Annotated in this window: 18 protein-coding genes; 5 read left to right on the top strand and 13 right to left on the bottom strand. The window is 66.4% G+C overall.

The genetic code is table 11. The features are described from left to right. Nucleotides 1–82: 82 nt before the first annotated feature. Genes ACODS4_RS16745 through ACODS4_RS16735 form a run of 3 tightly spaced genes read right to left on the bottom strand, consistent with a single transcriptional unit; the run spans nt 83 to nt 1938 of the window. The gene (locus ACODS4_RS16745; RefSeq protein WP_488865609.1) at nt 83–1060 is read right to left on the bottom strand and encodes a nickel/cobalt transporter; all 978 of its coding nucleotides are present in this window, start codon (nt 1058–1060) and stop codon (nt 83–85) included. Between the two features lie 5 nt (nt 1061–1065). Beyond that, a complete protein-coding gene (locus ACODS4_RS16740) occupies nt 1066–1638 on the bottom strand; it encodes a DUF1007 family protein (protein ID WP_488865607.1) in 573 nt (190 codons plus the stop codon). Continuing rightward, a complete protein-coding gene (locus tag ACODS4_RS16735) occupies nt 1639–1938 on the bottom strand; it encodes a hypothetical protein (RefSeq protein ID WP_488865605.1) in 300 nt (99 codons plus the stop codon). A gap of 183 nt (nt 1939–2121) precedes the next feature. On the opposite strand from ACODS4_RS16735, the gene arsC reads away from it, so the two are divergent. Together arsC and prmB are read left to right on the top strand one after the other, a co-directional pair. Continuing rightward, nucleotides 2122–2463 carry an arsenate reductase (glutaredoxin) gene (gene arsC, locus ACODS4_RS16730; protein ID WP_119829259.1) on the top strand — a complete coding sequence of 114 codons (342 nt, stop codon included), beginning with the start codon at nt 2122–2124 and terminating at the stop codon, nt 2461–2463. A gap of 43 nt (nt 2464–2506) precedes the next feature. Then, nucleotides 2507–3460 carry a 50S ribosomal protein L3 N(5)-glutamine methyltransferase gene (gene prmB / locus ACODS4_RS16725; RefSeq protein ID WP_488865602.1) on the top strand — a complete coding sequence of 318 codons (954 nt, stop codon included), beginning with the start codon at nt 2507–2509 and terminating at the stop codon, nt 3458–3460. A 25-nt stretch (nt 3461–3485) separates the two neighbouring features. On the opposite strand, the gene ACODS4_RS16720 is transcribed toward prmB, so the two are convergent. Continuing rightward, the gene (locus tag ACODS4_RS16720) at nt 3486–4076 is read right to left on the bottom strand and encodes a GNAT family N-acetyltransferase (protein WP_488865600.1); all 591 of its coding nucleotides are present in this window, start codon (nt 4074–4076) and stop codon (nt 3486–3488) included. A gap of 192 nt (nt 4077–4268) precedes the next feature. Here ACODS4_RS16720 and ACODS4_RS16715 point away from each other — a divergent pair, with 192 nt between their 5' ends. Continuing rightward, a complete protein-coding gene (locus ACODS4_RS16715; protein WP_488865598.1) occupies nt 4269–4631 on the top strand; it encodes a hypothetical protein in 363 nt (120 codons plus the stop codon). Nucleotides 4632–4661: 30 nt separating this feature from the next. On the opposite strand, the gene ACODS4_RS16710 is transcribed toward ACODS4_RS16715, so the two are convergent. Further along, complete coding sequence (locus ACODS4_RS16710; RefSeq protein WP_488865596.1) at nt 4662–5525, bottom strand: CDP-alcohol phosphatidyltransferase family protein; 864 nt, start codon at nt 5523–5525, stop codon at nt 4662–4664. After that, on the bottom strand, nt 5525–6220 hold the full coding sequence (locus ACODS4_RS16705; RefSeq protein WP_488865595.1) for a phosphatidylserine decarboxylase: 696 nt from the start codon (nt 6218–6220) through the stop codon (nt 5525–5527). The genes ACODS4_RS16710 and ACODS4_RS16705 overlap by 1 nt, the downstream gene beginning before the upstream one ends. A gap of 129 nt (nt 6221–6349) precedes the next feature. Between ACODS4_RS16705 and ACODS4_RS16700 the strand changes: the two genes are divergently transcribed. Beyond that, nucleotides 6350–6808 carry a hypothetical protein gene (locus tag ACODS4_RS16700; RefSeq protein WP_488865593.1) on the top strand — a complete coding sequence of 153 codons (459 nt, stop codon included), beginning with the start codon at nt 6350–6352 and terminating at the stop codon, nt 6806–6808. 13 nt (nt 6809–6821) lie between these two features. Here the strand turns inward: ACODS4_RS16700 and ACODS4_RS16695 are convergent, their stop codons facing one another. The 6 genes from ACODS4_RS16695 to ACODS4_RS16670 all read right to left on the bottom strand — a co-directional run bounded on the left by ACODS4_RS16695 (nt 6822) and on the right by ACODS4_RS16670 (nt 12796). Continuing rightward, nucleotides 6822–7259, bottom strand: coding sequence for a DUF29 domain-containing protein (locus ACODS4_RS16695; protein ID WP_488865591.1), 438 nt, complete (start codon nt 7257–7259; stop codon nt 6822–6824). A gap of 103 nt (nt 7260–7362) precedes the next feature. Then, nucleotides 7363–8436: a BMP family ABC transporter substrate-binding protein gene (locus ACODS4_RS16690; RefSeq protein ID WP_488865812.1), complete on the bottom strand. Its 1074-nt coding sequence runs from the start codon at nt 8434–8436 to the stop codon at nt 7363–7365. 82 nt (nt 8437–8518) lie between these two features. Beyond that, nucleotides 8519–9451 (bottom strand): ABC transporter permease, encoded by a 933-nt coding sequence (locus ACODS4_RS16685; protein WP_488865589.1) that lies wholly within the window; start codon nt 9449–9451, stop codon nt 8519–8521. Further along, on the bottom strand, nt 9448–10524 hold the full coding sequence (locus ACODS4_RS16680) for an ABC transporter permease (RefSeq protein ID WP_488865587.1): 1077 nt from the start codon (nt 10522–10524) through the stop codon (nt 9448–9450). Before ACODS4_RS16680 ends, ACODS4_RS16685 begins: the two co-directional genes overlap by 4 nt. Nucleotides 10525–10545: 21 nt before the next feature. Continuing rightward, nucleotides 10546–12114: an ABC transporter ATP-binding protein gene (locus ACODS4_RS16675; protein ID WP_488865585.1), complete on the bottom strand. Its 1569-nt coding sequence runs from the start codon at nt 12112–12114 to the stop codon at nt 10546–10548. 172 nt (nt 12115–12286) lie between these two features. Beyond that, nucleotides 12287–12796, bottom strand: a complete 510-nt coding sequence (locus ACODS4_RS16670; protein ID WP_488865583.1) for a DUF2867 domain-containing protein — start codon at nt 12794–12796, stop codon at nt 12287–12289. Between the two features lie 182 nt (nt 12797–12978). Here ACODS4_RS16670 and ygfZ point away from each other — a divergent pair, with 182 nt between their 5' ends. After that, nucleotides 12979–13881 carry a CAF17-like 4Fe-4S cluster assembly/insertion protein YgfZ gene (ygfZ, locus tag ACODS4_RS16665; protein WP_488865581.1) on the top strand — a complete coding sequence of 301 codons (903 nt, stop codon included), beginning with the start codon at nt 12979–12981 and terminating at the stop codon, nt 13879–13881. On the opposite strand, the gene ACODS4_RS16660 is transcribed toward ygfZ, so the two are convergent. After that, entirely contained in the window at nt 13878–14411 is a 534-nt protein-coding gene (locus ACODS4_RS16660) for a hypothetical protein (RefSeq protein WP_488865579.1), read from the bottom strand. The two genes, ygfZ and ACODS4_RS16660, sit on opposite strands and share 4 nt — an antisense overlap. Nucleotides 14412–14484: the final 73 nt, after the last annotated feature.

Genomic DNA, 14484 nt, shown 5'->3' with positions numbered 1-14484 from the left:
CTCTCTGCCAAAACATTGGAAATTGGGCGGGAAGCTATCACCCGGAACCCCCAACCGCAACGATTGCGGCAGGGTCGCGGCGTCAAAGCCCGCCAAGCGTCGCCAAAAACAGCAATCCGCCCAGCAGCGTGACCGCCCCCGCCCCGCCGAACGCCATGCCCCGCTCGGCGAAACGGGTCGCGCGCGGGCGGGCCGACAGCAGCCGCTCCACCCCGCGCCGGGCGCCGATGCCGACGAATCCCGCCGCCGATGTGGTCAAGGCCACCCCCGCCGCCATCACCAGAACCGCCAACACGCCCGCCGGAACCATGTCGTTGGCCAGCGCGAACAGCAGCACCAGCACCGCCCCCGAACAGGGCCGACAGCCGACCGCAAAGGCCAACAGCCGGAAGCCCCGCCGCTCCACCGTTGGGGGCGCATGATGGTGGCCGCAAGCATGGCCGTGCTCATGATGATGGCCATGATCGCCAAAACCATGATCGTGGCCGCAGCCAGTCTGCCCACGGGCCGCGCGAACCAACAGCCCCAGCCCGATCAACGTCATCAGGCCATAGCTGGCAAGCTCCAGATAGCGGATTTTCCCCAAGGCGCCGGCCCGCGACATGCCCAGCAAGAGCACCGGAATCCCCACCAGCAGAATCGCCGCCAACGCCTGGGTCAACGCCGCGCCGACCGACAGCAGCACGCCGCGCCGCCACGCCGCGCGATTCGCCAGAAAATAAGAGGACACCACCAGCTTGCCATGCCCCGGCCCGGCGGCGTGCAGCACGCCATAAACAAAGGCGATCAAGCACAACCACGCCCCAGCGACCAACGATCCACCCTCGGCCCCGTCCGCGTCGCGCATCTCCTGAAGCTGTCCGGTCATCCGGCGGCTGAGATCGGCCTGAAGGCGATTGAGGCTCTGCGCCACGCCGCGCAACGGTTCGGGCAGCAGCGACAGCGACGCGGCGGCCTCGTCGGGCGCGGCGGCGCGGCCACCGGCCAGCGGGCTGGCCGCCATCACAGGAGCAACCAGCGCCAGCCACAAGGTGAGAACGAGAAGACTGAGACGGCGCATGGGCCTCACCCGATGGTGCAGGACAGGCCAGCCACGCCGATGGGGCCGGTGATGTCGGTTTCGCGCTGAAAGCGTTGGGTTTTGCACTGATGGCGGAACGGCTTGCCATGCGCCTGCGGCGGCCCGGCCAGCGTGTATTCGATGAAATAATCGGGATCGAACCCCAGCAACTCCACCACGCCGGAGGCCACCGGCTTGTCCAGCGGGATCATGAAGTGAAAGACCAGCGCCCCACGCTCCGCCCGCGCGGTGAAGCCGCCTGCGTTGACGGCCTTCAGCGGCGCGCCAGCAATGGCGACGTCGGTGTAATAGTGAAAATCGCCAAGAAAGCGGAAGACGTCGTCGTACAGCCCCTTCACGCCGCTGGCCGACAGTTGCTTTTCGCCCTTCTTCAGATAATCGGGCAGCATGGCTTGCGAATACATCTCGTCAAAGCGCCAGGTGACGTCAATCGCCTCCAACCCCTTGTCGGCGAATTGCAAACCGAACGACACCTCGGCGAAGACATGCGGGTGCGCCGCCGCCGGTTCGCACAGCGCGATCACCCCCGCCGCCGCCAACAGTCCCAAACGCCGCATTCAGAAGGACGCGGGCGCGCCGGGCGGCGTCAGAAGAGGACAGCCGCAGTTCGGGCAGGCGGTGTTCCGCAAGACGGCGACGATGCGCGGATCGGCCAGCGTGCCGCCCAAGGCGCTTTCCAACGCGGCGATCTGGCGGCGATGATCCGCCGACGCCCCGCAAGCGCCGTCCAGCAGCGCGCCGTAATCGGATCCCGGCAGCGCGGTGAAGGCCCAGGCGTTCGACCCCGCCCCGCCCAGCGCCGCGCCAAGGCCGCCCAGCGCCAGACCGCGCAACAGATTCCGCCGTCCTGTTTTCATCGCCCGCCCGCTCCCGCTTCGCCGTGTTGGTCCGCCGACCATGATCCACCACCCCGCAATAGAGGGTCGTGACAACATTATAACATAGCGGGAAATCCAGCAAGACAGCCATCATCGCGCGGCGGCTTGGCGAGGGACGTCCGGTGGGTGTATTGGTCGGGAAACCAAGAAACGGGGATTCCGATGAGCGACGTCACCATCTATCACAACCCGCGCTGCTCCAAATCCCGGCAAACGCTGGAGTTGCTGCGCGACAAGGGCGTCGAGCCGCTGGTGGTCGAGTATCTGAAGACCCCGCCCTCGCCCGCCGAATTGACGGCGATTCTGGGCAAGCTTGGGCTTGGACCGCGCGACATCCGCCGCGCCAAGGAAGCCGCCGAGGCGGGCATCCCGGCGGATCTCGACGGCGAGGCCCTGATCGCCGCCCTGTCCGCCAACCCCAGCGCCATCGAGCGCCCCATCGTGGTCAAGGGCGACCGCGCCCGCGTCGGTCGTCCGCCGGAATCGGTTCTCGACCTGCTGTGACCGCCCGCCGCCCATTTGTCCATCGCCACCGGAGACCGCCGCCGTGACCGCCGCCCTACCCCCTGCCCCGACCGAACACGCCGCCGCGACCGCCGCCGCTGAACTGTCCAGCATCCGCGATTTTCTGCGCTACGGCGTCAGCCGCTTCAATCAGGCCGATCTGGATTACGGCCACGGCACCACGACGGCCTTTGACGAGGCGGTGTTTCTGGTGCTGGAAACCCTGCATCTGCCCATCGACCAGCTCGATCCCTATCTGGACGCCAAGTTGACCTTGGCGGAACGGCAGGCGGTGGCGAACATCCTGCACGCCCGCGTCGACACCCGCAAACCGGCCCCCTATCTGCTGAACAAGGCCTACATCCAGGGCATCCCCTTTTACGTGGATGAGCGGGTTCTGATCCCGCGCTCCTTCATTGGCGAGTTGCTGTTCTCCGACCTGTTCGGCGGCGATGATTTCACCCTGGTCGAGGATCCGACCTCGGTCGAGCGGGTGTTGGATCTGTGCACCGGGTCGGGCTGTCTGGCCATCCTCGCCGCCCGCATCTTCCCCGAGGCGCAGGTGGACGCGGTCGATCTGTCCGCCGACGCGCTGGAGGTCGCCAAGCGCAACGTCGCCGACAGCGGATTCGGCGACCGCGTCACCCTCCATCAGGGCGACCTGTTCGCCCCGCTGAAAAACCGCAAATACGACGTCATCATCACCAACCCGCCCTATGTGGACGCGGAGGCGATGGACGCCCTGCCCGCCGAATTCCGCCATGAACCGTCGATGGCGCTGGCTGGCGGCGACGACGGGTTGGACATCGTCCGCCGCATCCTGAAGGAATCCGCCAAGCATCTGACGCCCGAAGGCGGCCTGATCTGCGAGTTCGGCACGGGGCGCGAAATTCTGGAGGCCGACTATCCCAACCTGGATTTCTTCTGGCTGGAAACCGCCAACAGCTTTGGCGAAGTGTTCTGGCTGACGCGGGACCAGTTGAAGGGCGTGAAGTAAGACGTTGGGCAAAGGGCGGCGGGCCTCACACCCGCCGCTGCAACAACACGCTCCCCCCATGGCGGGGCAAGCGCTCATGCCATGGAATCGCCGCGCGGCCCAATTCGACAAAGCCCTCCTTGGCGTAGAGCCGTCGCGCGGCGTCGTTGTCGGCCCAGACATGCAGGGTCACGCGGTCGAAACCGCCGCCGCGCGCCCGTTCGGCAAACCACCCCAACAGGCGGCTGGCGACGCCCTGGCGGCGAAACTCCTCGTCCACCGCCAGCGCGGACAGGAAATAGCTGCCCCAATCATGGGTTTGGGAAAAGCTGGCCAAATGCTCCACCCGGTCGGGCGGCAGGCCGCTGTAATCCTCCGTTCGGATCCAATCGACCGGATAGCCGTGAACCACCCCGATGATGCGGCCATCCAATTCGGCGACTCCGCTCTGGCGGTACGACAAGGAGCCGGTTCGCCCGGCCAACCCCGGCGTCAGCATCTCCCGCACGGACAGGCCGGGATAGAGGCCATCCAGCAGAAATTCATAAACCCCGCCCCCCGCGATCGTAATCAGCCGCGCCAACTCCGGGGCGTCGTCGGCGCAGGCCGGGCGAAGGATGAGACGGTCGTCGATCATGACGGGGCGGTTCCTGTTCGTGACGGTTGCGGCGTTCGCGCCGGTTGACGGACGCGACAAGGCACCGTAGCTTAGCCGCCATGAACACGCATCGGTTTGCCAGCATTCTGCGAATTAGCGGCCCGGTTCTCCTTTGAGAGCCGGGTAAACGCACGCCCACACCGCAGTTTTGCAATCAAGGCCCGACGCATCATGTCCAGCACCACCACAGCCGCAGCCAAGCCTGCCGTGACTCTCGCCCCGCCCGCCGCCGAATCGCGCCCCAGCGATCCCAATCGGCGCGTGGTCTTTTCCGTCGCCGCCGACGCGGATCCTGGCTCCCTGCCCCGCGTCCTGGAGTTGGTCGCCAAGCGCGGCCTCGTCCCGGTGGCGCTGGTCAGCCGTTTGGTTGACGACGCGCTCGCCATCGAGATGGAAGTCGGCGGCATGGTGCGCGCCGAATCCGATCATGTCGCCAATTGCCTCCGACAAATCCCAATGGTGGCGCGCGTCACTGTCAGCGAGCGGACCTTGTCCGCCGAGGGGATGGCCAGCCTGCTCGCCGCAGCGGAATAGGCTGGATCCTGTCGCAACGGAGATTCGCCGTCAAACCGCCGGAGGGAGACGCCCCTCGGCGGTGTCCGCGTCCGGCGAATCGGCCTGCATCAGTTCCGCCGCGCTCTGCAATTTGCGGAACTGGCCGACCGAAAAGGGCAAGCTGCCCAAATAGGCGAAGCCGACCAGCGACAGAGTCCACCAGGGTTGGTTGACCATCATCGCGGCGACCAACCCGACCCCGGCCAGGGCGGGAACCACCCATTGCGCCGGAACCCGCGCGCCCTTGAAGGAGAAGGTCGGCAGGGTGCTGACCATCAGGCCGCCGATCATCAACGTCCACGGAACGATGATGACAGGATGGCCGACGACGCTCGGTCCCGCCTCAAACCCCAAGGTCATCGGCAGCAGCACCAGCCCGGCCCCGGCGGGGGCCGGAACGCCGGTGAAGTAATTGTAAGCCCAGGGCGGCAGATCGACCACCCCCAACCGGGAGTTGAAGCGCGCCAACCGCAGGGCGCAGCACACGGCGTAGGCCATGGCGGCGATCCAGCCCAGGGTGCCGGCGCCGTTCAGCCCCCACAGATACATCATGAAGGCCGGGGCGACGCCGAAGCTGATCGCGTCGGACAGGCTGTCCAGCTCCGCCCCGAACTTGCTTTGCCCGTTCAGCAGCCGGGCGATCCGGCCATCCAGCGCGTCGAGAATGGCGGCGATCACAATGGCGATCACCGCCGGTTCCCAACGCTCCAAAATGGCGAAGCGAATCGCCGTCAGGCCGGAGCACAGCGCCAGAACCGTCAACACGTTCGGCAGCAGATGGTTGATCGACAACCCCTTGAGCCGAGGGTGCGGACGGCGCGGACGGCGCGCCCGACCGGGCCGAAAAATCGGCTGCTTGAACGGGCGTTTCATCACCGCACATCCCCGTGGCGCTGCGGCTCCGTCCCGGTCAAATCGGCCAGGATCGTTTCACCGCCAATCGCCGATTGTCCGACGCAAACCAACGGGGCGACGCCGTCGGGCAGATAGATGTCGGTGCGACTGCCGAACCGAATCAGGCCGAAGCGTTCGCCCGCCTTCACGTCCTGCCCGGCCTTGACCCACCAGAGAATGCGGCGGGCGACCAGACCGGCGATCTGCACATAGGCGATCTCGCGGCCATCGGGCAAACGCTGGCGGAAGGACATCCGTTCGTTCTCGTCGCTGGCCTTGTCCAGGGCGGCGTTCAGAAACTTGCCCTTGTGGTATTCGGCGGCGACGATGGTTCCATCGGTCGGCACGCGGTTGATGTGGACGTTGAAGACGTTGAGGAAGACGCTGATTCGCGTCAACGCCGTGTCGCCCATGCCCAACTCCGGCGGCGGAACCGCCTGGACGATCATGGTGACGCGACCGTCCGCCGGACTGACCAGCAGGCCGGGCCGGGTCGGGGTGACGCGGTCGGGATCGCGAAAAAAATAAACGCACCACAGGGTCAGAACCAGACCGGCCCAGCCCAGCGGGGTCCAGACGGCAAGACCCAGGATCAACGAAACGACGGCGAAAGCGGCGATGAACGGCCAGCCAGCGCGGTGGATCGGAACGACGACGGTATCGATGGCGGACATCGCCTCTGTCTTCACTGTTCAACCAATTGCGAGCGGCCATTGTAGACGCCCGATCAAGCCCTTTACAGAATTTTAGCGGCGAGACACCATGCTAACCGCACAAGCCACTGCAAAATCGAGCGCCGCCCCGTGACCGTTCCTGATTTGAAGACCATTCAGTTGCTGGCCGAAGTGCCGGACGGCGCTCTGCCCATCACGCCGGGGTCGATCGAGATGACGCCGGAAGGCGTGCTGGGCATCGCCAAGCCGCCCAAACCCTGCAAGCTGCATTTCATGGCCGACGGCCTGCCCTTCAACATCGCCGTCCGTCACGAGGGCGACGGGTCGATTTTTCAGATTTGGGCCGACGTCGGCCATGTTCCCTTCACCGCCCAGGCTCCCGACCGCCGCCGCACGCTGTTGTCGCTGCTGCGCGGGATCACCGGATTGAAGCATGTGAAATTCATCGTCCAGGGCGGCCAGAAGATCATCCTCTTCTCTGAAAGCACGCTGGAGCATCACGCCGCGCCGGAGGATCTGTTCCACCAGACCATTCTGGTGTTGCAAGAGGCCCGGCCCTTTCTGCGGCTGCTGGGGCCGTATTTGTAAGAATTGAGAAGCCTCACGCTTCCGGCCAGAAATCCATGTCCATCAGCCGCTCGAACGACCAGGGGCAGAGCGCCGGAAAGGTGGATTTCGGCAGGCCGGTTTCGCCCGCCGCCAAAATGGCCGCCTTGCGGTAGGCGTCCGTCACCGCTTCGTCCAATTTGGCCTTCAGGCTGGGATTGTCGCGCAGATGATCGGCCAGATCGTCGCGCTGGACCGTGATGGTCGCCTCCCAGCTCGCCCCGCGCCGTTCGGGCTGGCATTGCCATTTCAGCAGGTGGAGCAACAAAACCGAAAGGCGGCTGACCAACTCCCGCTTTTCAGTCTTGCCCATGCTCTCGATCTCCTCGGCGATGTGGGCGATGTCCGCCGCGTCGAGCTTCCCCGCGCGCAACAGCGCCGCCTGTTCGTTCGCCCAGGCGTAGAAATCACGGTCGTAGAGGGGCTGCTCCATCGCTGGTCTCCTCTCCCCTGCGCGCCATCCTGCGCGCCCTCATGCACGCCTATGGGCGGCGGCGGGACCGGAGACTTGCCCCCGGCCCGCCAGCGCCAAAGGCTTACTTGGGAACCTTGCCCTGCACGCCTTCGACGTACCAATCCATTTTCAGGATCTGCTCGTCGGTCGCGTTCTTGCCTTCGGGGATCACCACCTTGCCCGACTGGTCCTTGACCGGACCCTGGAAGGAATGGCGCTTGCCCGACATGATGTCGGCCTTGATCTGATCGGCCAGCGCCACGACGTCCGCCGGGATCGCCGGGTTGTAGGGGGCCAGGAACAGCATCTTATCCTTGAAGCCGCCCCAGGTGTCCACCGACTTCCACGTTCCGTCCAGCACCGCCTTGACGCGGTCGACGTAATAGCCGTTCCAGTCGTCAACGATGGCGGTCAGGTGCGATTTCGGCCCGAAGCGGGTCATGTCCGACGATTGGCCGACCGACCACAAGCCACGCTCCTGCGCGGTCTGGATCGGGGCCGGGCTGTCGGTGTGCTGAACGATGACGTCGGCGCCCTGGTCGATCAACGCCTTGGCGGCTTCGGCTTCCTTGCCCGGATCATACCAGGAATTGACCCAGACGACGCGGACCTCGGCCTTCGGGTTCTGCTCGCGCAGGGCGAGGGTGAAGGCGTTGATGCCGCTGACCACCTCGGGAATCGGGAAGGAGCCGATGTAGCCGATGACGTTCGACTTGGTCATCTTGCCGACGATGGCGCCAACCACCGTGCGGCCTTCGTAGAAACGCGCGGAGTAGGTGGCGACGTTGGCGGCGCGCTTGTAGCCGGTGGCGTGCTCAAACTTCACGTCGGGGTAGCGCTGGGCCACCTTCAACGTCGGGTTCATGAAGCCGAAGGAGGTGGTGAAAATCAGCTTGTGGCCGCTGGCGGCCAACTGCTCGATCACGCGCTCGGCGTCGGCGCCCTCCGGGACGTTTTCGACATAGGTGGTGGACACCTTGTCGCCCAACGTCTTTTCAATCGCCAGACGGCCCTGGTCGTGCTGGTAGCTGTAGCCGTGATCGCTGATCGGGCCGACATACACGAAGCCGACCTTCAGCTTGTCCTGCGCCGCCGCCGCGCCGACGCTCAGCGCGACCACAGCAGCCCCGGCCAGCCCCAGCAGAGTCTTGCCCATCGTCCTTCTGTTCACGTCAAAGCTCCATGTTTCTTTTGGTTTCGGGTTTCTGATTGCGGCGAAAAAGCAGCGCGCGGTCGGGTCAGGCGTCCGGGTGGAACAGCTTGCCCAAACAGGCCGGCGCGTTGAGACGGATGCGGGCGACGTCCCGCGAAATCAACACAAGAACCAGAACGGTAGCCAGATAGGGCAGCATCGACAAGAGCTGTGACGGGATGTCGAACCCCAACCCCTGGACATGAAGCTGGGCGATGGTGACGCCGCCGAACAGCCACGCCCCCAGCATGACCCGGTGCGGCTTCCAGGTGGCGAACACCACCAGCGCCAGCGCGATCCAGCCGCGCCCCGCCGTCATGTTCTCCGCCCACATCGGCGTGTAGTCCATCGACAGGAAGGCGCCGCCCAGTCCGCTCATCGCGCCGCCGAACAGCACCGCCAGAAAGCGGATGCGGATGACCTTGTAGCCCAGGGCGTGGGCGGCGGCGTGGTTCTCGCCCACCGCGCGCAGCACCAGACCGGCGCGGGTGCGATAAAGGAACAGATGGACCAGCGGCACCGCCAAAACGCCCAGATAAACCAGAATGTCCTGCCCGAACAGCGCCTGACCGACCACCGGCAGGTCGGACAGGCCCGGAATGTTCAGCTTGGGCAGCCCCTGCAACGGAATGCCGACGAAGCCCTGCCCGATCAACGACGACAGGCCGACGCCGAACAAGGTCAGCGCCAGCCCGGTCGCCACCTGATTGGCCAACAACCCCAAGGTCAGCGCCCCGAACAGCGACGCCGTCAGCGCCCCCGCCCCCGCCGCCGCCAGAAAGCCCAGCGGCGCGTTGCCCGTCTTCACGGTGACGGCGAAGCCGCAGACCGCCCCGACCAGCATCATGCCCTCCACCCCCAGATTGAGGACGCCGGACTTTTCCACCACCAACTCGCCCAGTGCGGCGAAAAGCAGCGGGGTGGCCGCCGCGAACATCGCCGCCAGGATCGGACCGATCAACGCCAGTTCCGCGTTCATGCCACAGCCCTCCGCGCGCCGAATCGGATCCGGTAGCGAATCAGCACGTCGCTCGCCAACAGGAAGAACAGCAACATCCCCTGGAACACCCCGGTGATCGCCTTCGGCAAGCCCATGGCGATCTGCGCCGCCTCGCCGCCGATGAAGGACAGCGCCATCAGCAGCGCCGCCAGCAGAATGCCGACCGGATGCAGCCGCCCGAGAAAGGCGACGATGATGGCGGTGAAGCCATAGCCGGGCGACACGTTCGGCGTGATCTGCCCGATGGGACCGGCGACCTCGCCCATCCCGGCGACCCCCGCCAGACCACCCGACAGCAGCAGGACCAGCCAGACGACGCGCTTCTGGTCGAATCCGGCGTAACCCGCCGCCGCCGGGGTCAAACCGATGACCTTGATTTGAAAGCCGATGAAGGTCCGGGCGATCAACACCCAGCCCGCCGCCACCGCGAACAAGGCCAAGGCCGCGCCGAGATGCACGCGGGTGCCCGCCCACAGGATCGGCATCACCGCGTCGGCCTCGAACAGCCGGGATTCGGGGAAGGCGAAGCCGTCGGGATCGCGGTAGGGGCCATGGACCAGATAATTCAGCAGCAACAGCGCCACATAGGTCAGCATCAGGCTGGTCAAAATTTCGCTGGCGTTGAAGCGCAGCCGCAGATAGGCCGGGATCGCCGCCCAGGCCATGCCGCCTGCCGCCCCGCCGATCACCATCAAGGGCAGCAGCCACCAACCGCCCTCGCCGTAAAAGGCCAGCGCCAGCCCGCCGCCGACGATGGCGCCCATGGTCAATTGCCCCTCCGCCCCGATGTTCCAGACATTGGCGCGAAAGCCGATGGCCAGACCGATGGCGCACAGGGTCAACGGCGTCGCTTTCACGATCAACTCGCCAATGCCCCGTTTCGACGACACCGGGTCGATGAAAAAGGCGTGCAACGCCTTCATCGGGTCAAAGCCAAGCAGCAGGAACAGGACAAAGCCGCTGAGCAACGTCAGCAGCACCGCCAGCAGCGGCGTGGCGTAGACCATCGCCTGCGAGGCCTGCCCACGCGGTTCCAAACGGATGAGGCTCATGCGTTGCACCCCTTCACGACGTCACAGCGCACGCGCGATCTCCCCGTCTTCGTCCGGCGGCGTGGCGAACAGGCCGCCCATCAGCAAACCGATCCGCTCCACGCTGGTCTCATGAGTCGGTCGGCTGTCGGACAGCCGCCCATGGAACAGCACGGAAATCCGGTCGCTCAACACGAACAGCTCGTCCAGATCCTGGCTGATGACCAGCACGGCGGCGCCGGAGCGCGCCAGACCGATCAACGCCTGATGGATCGCCGCCGCCGCGCCCGCGTCCACGCCCCAGGTTGGTTGACCGACGATCAGCAGCTTGGGCCGTTGCAGGATTTCCCGACCGATGATGAATTTTTGCAGATTGCCGCCGGACAGCGAGCGCGCCTCGGCCCGGTGGCCGTGGGTGACGACGTTGAAGCCCTTGATGATGGTTTCGGCGTAGGACCGCGCCCGCCCGAACCGCACCATGCCGCCCGTCACCAGGGTTTCGCTGGCGTAGCCCGACAGCAGCGCGTTGTCCGACAGGCTGAGTTCCGGCACCGTGCCGCGCCCCAGCCGCTCTTCCGGCACAAAGGCCAGCCCCAGCGCCCGGCGCGCGCGCGGGCCGAGATGCCCGGCGCTCGCCCCTTCGATGACCACGGAGGCCGGATCGGCGACCAGAACCTCGCCGCTCAGCGCCGCCATCAATTCGGCCTGCCCGTTGCCCGCCACCCCGGCGATTCCCAGAATCTCGCCCGCCCGCACCTCGAAGGACACGTCCTTGAGATTGGTGGCGAAGGGGTTGTCCGAGGTGGTGGAGAGATGGCGCACCGACAGCCGCGCCGCGCCCGCCGCGCCCTGCGGCGGGCGTTCCGGGCTGGACAGTTCGCTGCCGATCATCAGTTCCGCCAGCCCGCGCGCCGTCTCTTGGCGCGGATCGCAGGCCCCGACCACCCGACCGCCGCGCAGCACGGTGGCGCGGCCGCACAAGGCGCGGATTTCCTCAAGCTTGTGCGAGATGTAGAGGATCGTGCAGCCCTCCGCCGCCAGACGGCGCAGGGTCTCGAACAGCTTGGTCGCCTCCTGCGGGGTCAGGACGGAGGTCGGCTCGTCCATAATCAGCAGCTTGGGATCCTGGAGCAGGCAGCGCACGATCTCCACCCGCTGCCGCTCGCCGACCGACAGATGGAAGACGTGGCGTTCGGGATCCAGCGCCAGCCCATAGCGTTCCGACACGCTGCGGATCTTCGCGGCCAGCGCGTCCATCGGCCCCGGCTTTTCCAGGCCCAGCGCGATGTTCTCGGTCACGGTCAACGTGTCGAACAGCGAGAAATGCTGAAACACCATGCCAATGCCAAGCTGGCGCGCGCCCGCCGGATCCGGCACGCGGGTTTCCCGCCCCTGCCACAGAATCGTCCCGGAATCGGGGTGGAGCACCCCGTAGATCATCTTCACCAGGGTCGATTTGCCCGCCCCATTCTCTCCCAACAGCGCGTGGATCTCGCCCGATTGCAGGACAAGATCGACATGGTCGTTGGCCAGACAGCCAGGAAACCGCTTGGTGATGCCGCGCAGCTCCAAGCGGGGCGGCGGCGGATCGGTCGGGAGGGGGGAATCCAAGGGGCGCGGACCCAAAAAGTGAAGAGCCAAGCGGCAATGCCAAAGCCGTGCCACCACGTCCCACAGAGTAACGCGGCGGACACGCCACCCGTCAACAGCCGATCAACCGCCCAATCCGAATGCATGTGCTGATTTTAACGGCAGCGCTCGATCTTCGTTGCCCGCCGCGTGGTCAGACAAGCGCCCGCCGCATCATCGCCCGGACAATCAACGGATGAATGCGGCCAACCGGCAGCATGTAAAGTCGGCCAAGCGCGTTGTGGATCCGCACCACCGTGGACACGACGTAGCGCGGCGTCTCTCCCGCCTCCGGCTTGACGATGGACACCCGGACGTCGAGATGGCGGTCGTCGATGCCCATCAGAATCTCGGCGTCGCTCATCGCCTGGATGGTGAAGATCCCCAGCCGGTCGCCAACCCGGTAAGCCGAGGCCGGTTTGTCGGACCCAACCGCCAGCGCGCCGACCGATTTTAAGCCGACCAGACGCACCAACCCGTTGCGCAGCGTCATCAGCCACGACACCCATGGCGGAGTCGCGCCAAAGCTTTTCAACGCGATTTCGGTCGGCGACAGCGCCCCGTTCCGCAGGGGGGCTTCATAAGCGTCCCAAAAGCTGGCGCGGGCGAGCGACCCGCGCAGGGCGCTGTTGGTTGGGATTTCGGTCTCGGTGATCGGGATCATGGGGCGTTCTCCGACGCGGGAGCGGCCTGGATGGCATACACCCTCTGTGAACCGCGTTCGAGCGGCGTCGGGCGCCGGTGGAAAAATCGCCCCCTCTTTCCCGCAACGCAACGAAGCGCCCTTGCCAGACCCGACCCGCTGACCCAACTTTGACCGGACAGCGCGACGAAACGAGGACGATCATGGCGGCGAATGCGACGGGGTACGCGGTGCTGGAGCGGCGCGGCGTGGTGGCGGTGGCGGGCGACGACCGCGCGGCCTTCCTGCAAGGGCTGGTCTCCAACGACGTGACCCAGGTGCGGGAGGATCGCGCCGCCTACGCCCTGTTCCTGACGCCGCAGGGCAAGTTTCTGCATGATTTCCTTCTGATCGAGTCGGACGGCGCGCTGCTGCTCGACCCGGAGATGGAACGCCGGGCCGATCTGCTGCGCCGGTTGAAGATGTACAAGCTGCGCTCCAAAATCGCCTTGGAGGACCGCGCCGACTCCTCGCGCGTCGTCGTCGCCTTTGGCGCCGGGGCGCTGGCGGCGCTGGGCTTGCCGGAGGAGGCCGGGGCCGTCCGCCCCTTTGGCGGCGGCGTCGCCGTCACCGACCCGCGCCTGCCCGCCTTGGGCGCGCGGCTTTACGTGCCCCCCGACGGTTTGGCGGCGCTGGACGCGGTCGGGCTGGAGCGACGCGAAATCGCCGATTACGACCGCCTGCGCCTGTCGCTGGGCGTGCCGGACGGCGCCGCCGACATGGTCCCGGAAAAGGCGATTCCCCTGGAAAACCGCCTGGACGCGCTGAACGCGATTTCCTGGTCCAAGGGCTGCTACATGGGGCAGGAATTGACGGCGCGGACCAAATACCGCGCGCTCATCAAGAAAAAGCTGTTCCCGGTGACGCTCGACGGCCCCCTGCCCGCCCCCGGCGCGGCGGTGACGATGGGGGACAAGGAGGTCGGCGAGATCCGCAGCGGCCTGGACAACCAGGCTTTGGCCTTGCTGCGGCTGGCCGATCTGGAAGACGCGGCGCTGCCGTTGACCGTCGGCGAGACCCGTTTGACGTGGCAGACGCCGGAGTGGGACGCGGCGGAGGCGGCTTAACCCAAACTCCGCGCCCAAAGGCGCACGGCGCGCGCCGCATCGCGCGCCGCGCCCTTCACCCGCCCGGCCAGCCGCCGCACGGCTTGCCAGGGCGGCAGAGCCTTCAACCGCTCCAGCCAACCCACCAACCGGGTGAAGATCCAGGCGAACCACGGGATGGTCATCAGCCGGTCGCGGGTGATGTGAAACAGCCGCTCGACCAGCGTGACTTTGAGCAGCTCGGCCCCGACCAGAACCACAAGCCCCGTGCTGGGTTGTCCGGTGGCGAGCAGCCACGCTCCGGCCCATTTGGCCGGTTCCAACAGCACCAGCGGCAGCAGAACGACGATCAACGCCGGATAAGGTTCCAACTCGGACACCCAGCGCACGAACCCGGCGAAGATCGGCAGACCGCCAAGCCAGCGCGCGAAGGGCCGGATGATCCAATAGACCAGCGCGTCGATGATGAAATAGAGCAGCGCGGCGATCGTCACCACCGGGCGCAGGATTCGCCCGATCAGACGGCGCGGCGGCGCGGAAGGCTCGGTCATCGGCGTGGTTCCTCCCGCACAACATCCCCGCCCTTCTGTAGCACAAGAGGCCGCCGCCGGAACACCGGCGCCC

Source organism: Azospirillum sp. FG154 (assembly GCF_057809575.1).
Note: the sequence above shows the minus strand (reverse complement) of the source record. Positions and strands in the feature narration are given on the sequence as shown.

Excerpts from the sequence above, each read along its gene's own strand:
- ACODS4_RS16745 (WP_488865609.1), bottom strand. The coding sequence starts at position 1,060 with ATGCGCCGTCTCAGTCTTCTCGTTCTCACCTTGTGGCTGGCGCTGGTT.
- ACODS4_RS16740 (WP_488865607.1), bottom strand. The coding sequence starts at position 1,638 with ATGCGGCGTTTGGGACTGTTGGCGGCGGCGGGGGTGATCGCGCTGTGC.
- ACODS4_RS16735 (WP_488865605.1), bottom strand. The coding sequence starts at position 1,938 with ATGAAAACAGGACGGCGGAATCTGTTGCGCGGTCTGGCGCTGGGCGGC.
- arsC (WP_119829259.1), top strand. The coding sequence starts at position 2,122 with ATGAGCGACGTCACCATCTATCACAACCCGCGCTGCTCCAAATCCCGG.
- ACODS4_RS16720 (WP_488865600.1), bottom strand. The coding sequence starts at position 4,076 with ATGATCGACGACCGTCTCATCCTTCGCCCGGCCTGCGCCGACGACGCC.
- ACODS4_RS16715 (WP_488865598.1), top strand. The coding sequence starts at position 4,269 with ATGTCCAGCACCACCACAGCCGCAGCCAAGCCTGCCGTGACTCTCGCC.
- ACODS4_RS16710 (WP_488865596.1), bottom strand. The coding sequence starts at position 5,525 with ATGAAACGCCCGTTCAAGCAGCCGATTTTTCGGCCCGGTCGGGCGCGC.
- ACODS4_RS16705 (WP_488865595.1), bottom strand. The coding sequence starts at position 6,220 with ATGTCCGCCATCGATACCGTCGTCGTTCCGATCCACCGCGCTGGCTGG.
- ACODS4_RS16695 (WP_488865591.1), bottom strand. The coding sequence starts at position 7,259 with ATGGAGCAGCCCCTCTACGACCGTGATTTCTACGCCTGGGCGAACGAA.
- ACODS4_RS16690 (WP_488865812.1), bottom strand. The coding sequence starts at position 8,436 with ATGGGCAAGACTCTGCTGGGGCTGGCCGGGGCTGCTGTGGTCGCGCTG.
- ACODS4_RS16685 (WP_488865589.1), bottom strand. The coding sequence starts at position 9,451 with ATGAACGCGGAACTGGCGTTGATCGGTCCGATCCTGGCGGCGATGTTC.
- ACODS4_RS16680 (WP_488865587.1), bottom strand. The coding sequence starts at position 10,524 with ATGAGCCTCATCCGTTTGGAACCGCGTGGGCAGGCCTCGCAGGCGATG.
- ACODS4_RS16670 (WP_488865583.1), bottom strand. The coding sequence starts at position 12,796 with ATGATCCCGATCACCGAGACCGAAATCCCAACCAACAGCGCCCTGCGC.
- ygfZ (WP_488865581.1), top strand. The coding sequence starts at position 12,979 with ATGGCGGCGAATGCGACGGGGTACGCGGTGCTGGAGCGGCGCGGCGTG.
- ACODS4_RS16660 (WP_488865579.1), bottom strand. The coding sequence starts at position 14,411 with ATGACCGAGCCTTCCGCGCCGCCGCGCCGTCTGATCGGGCGAATCCTG.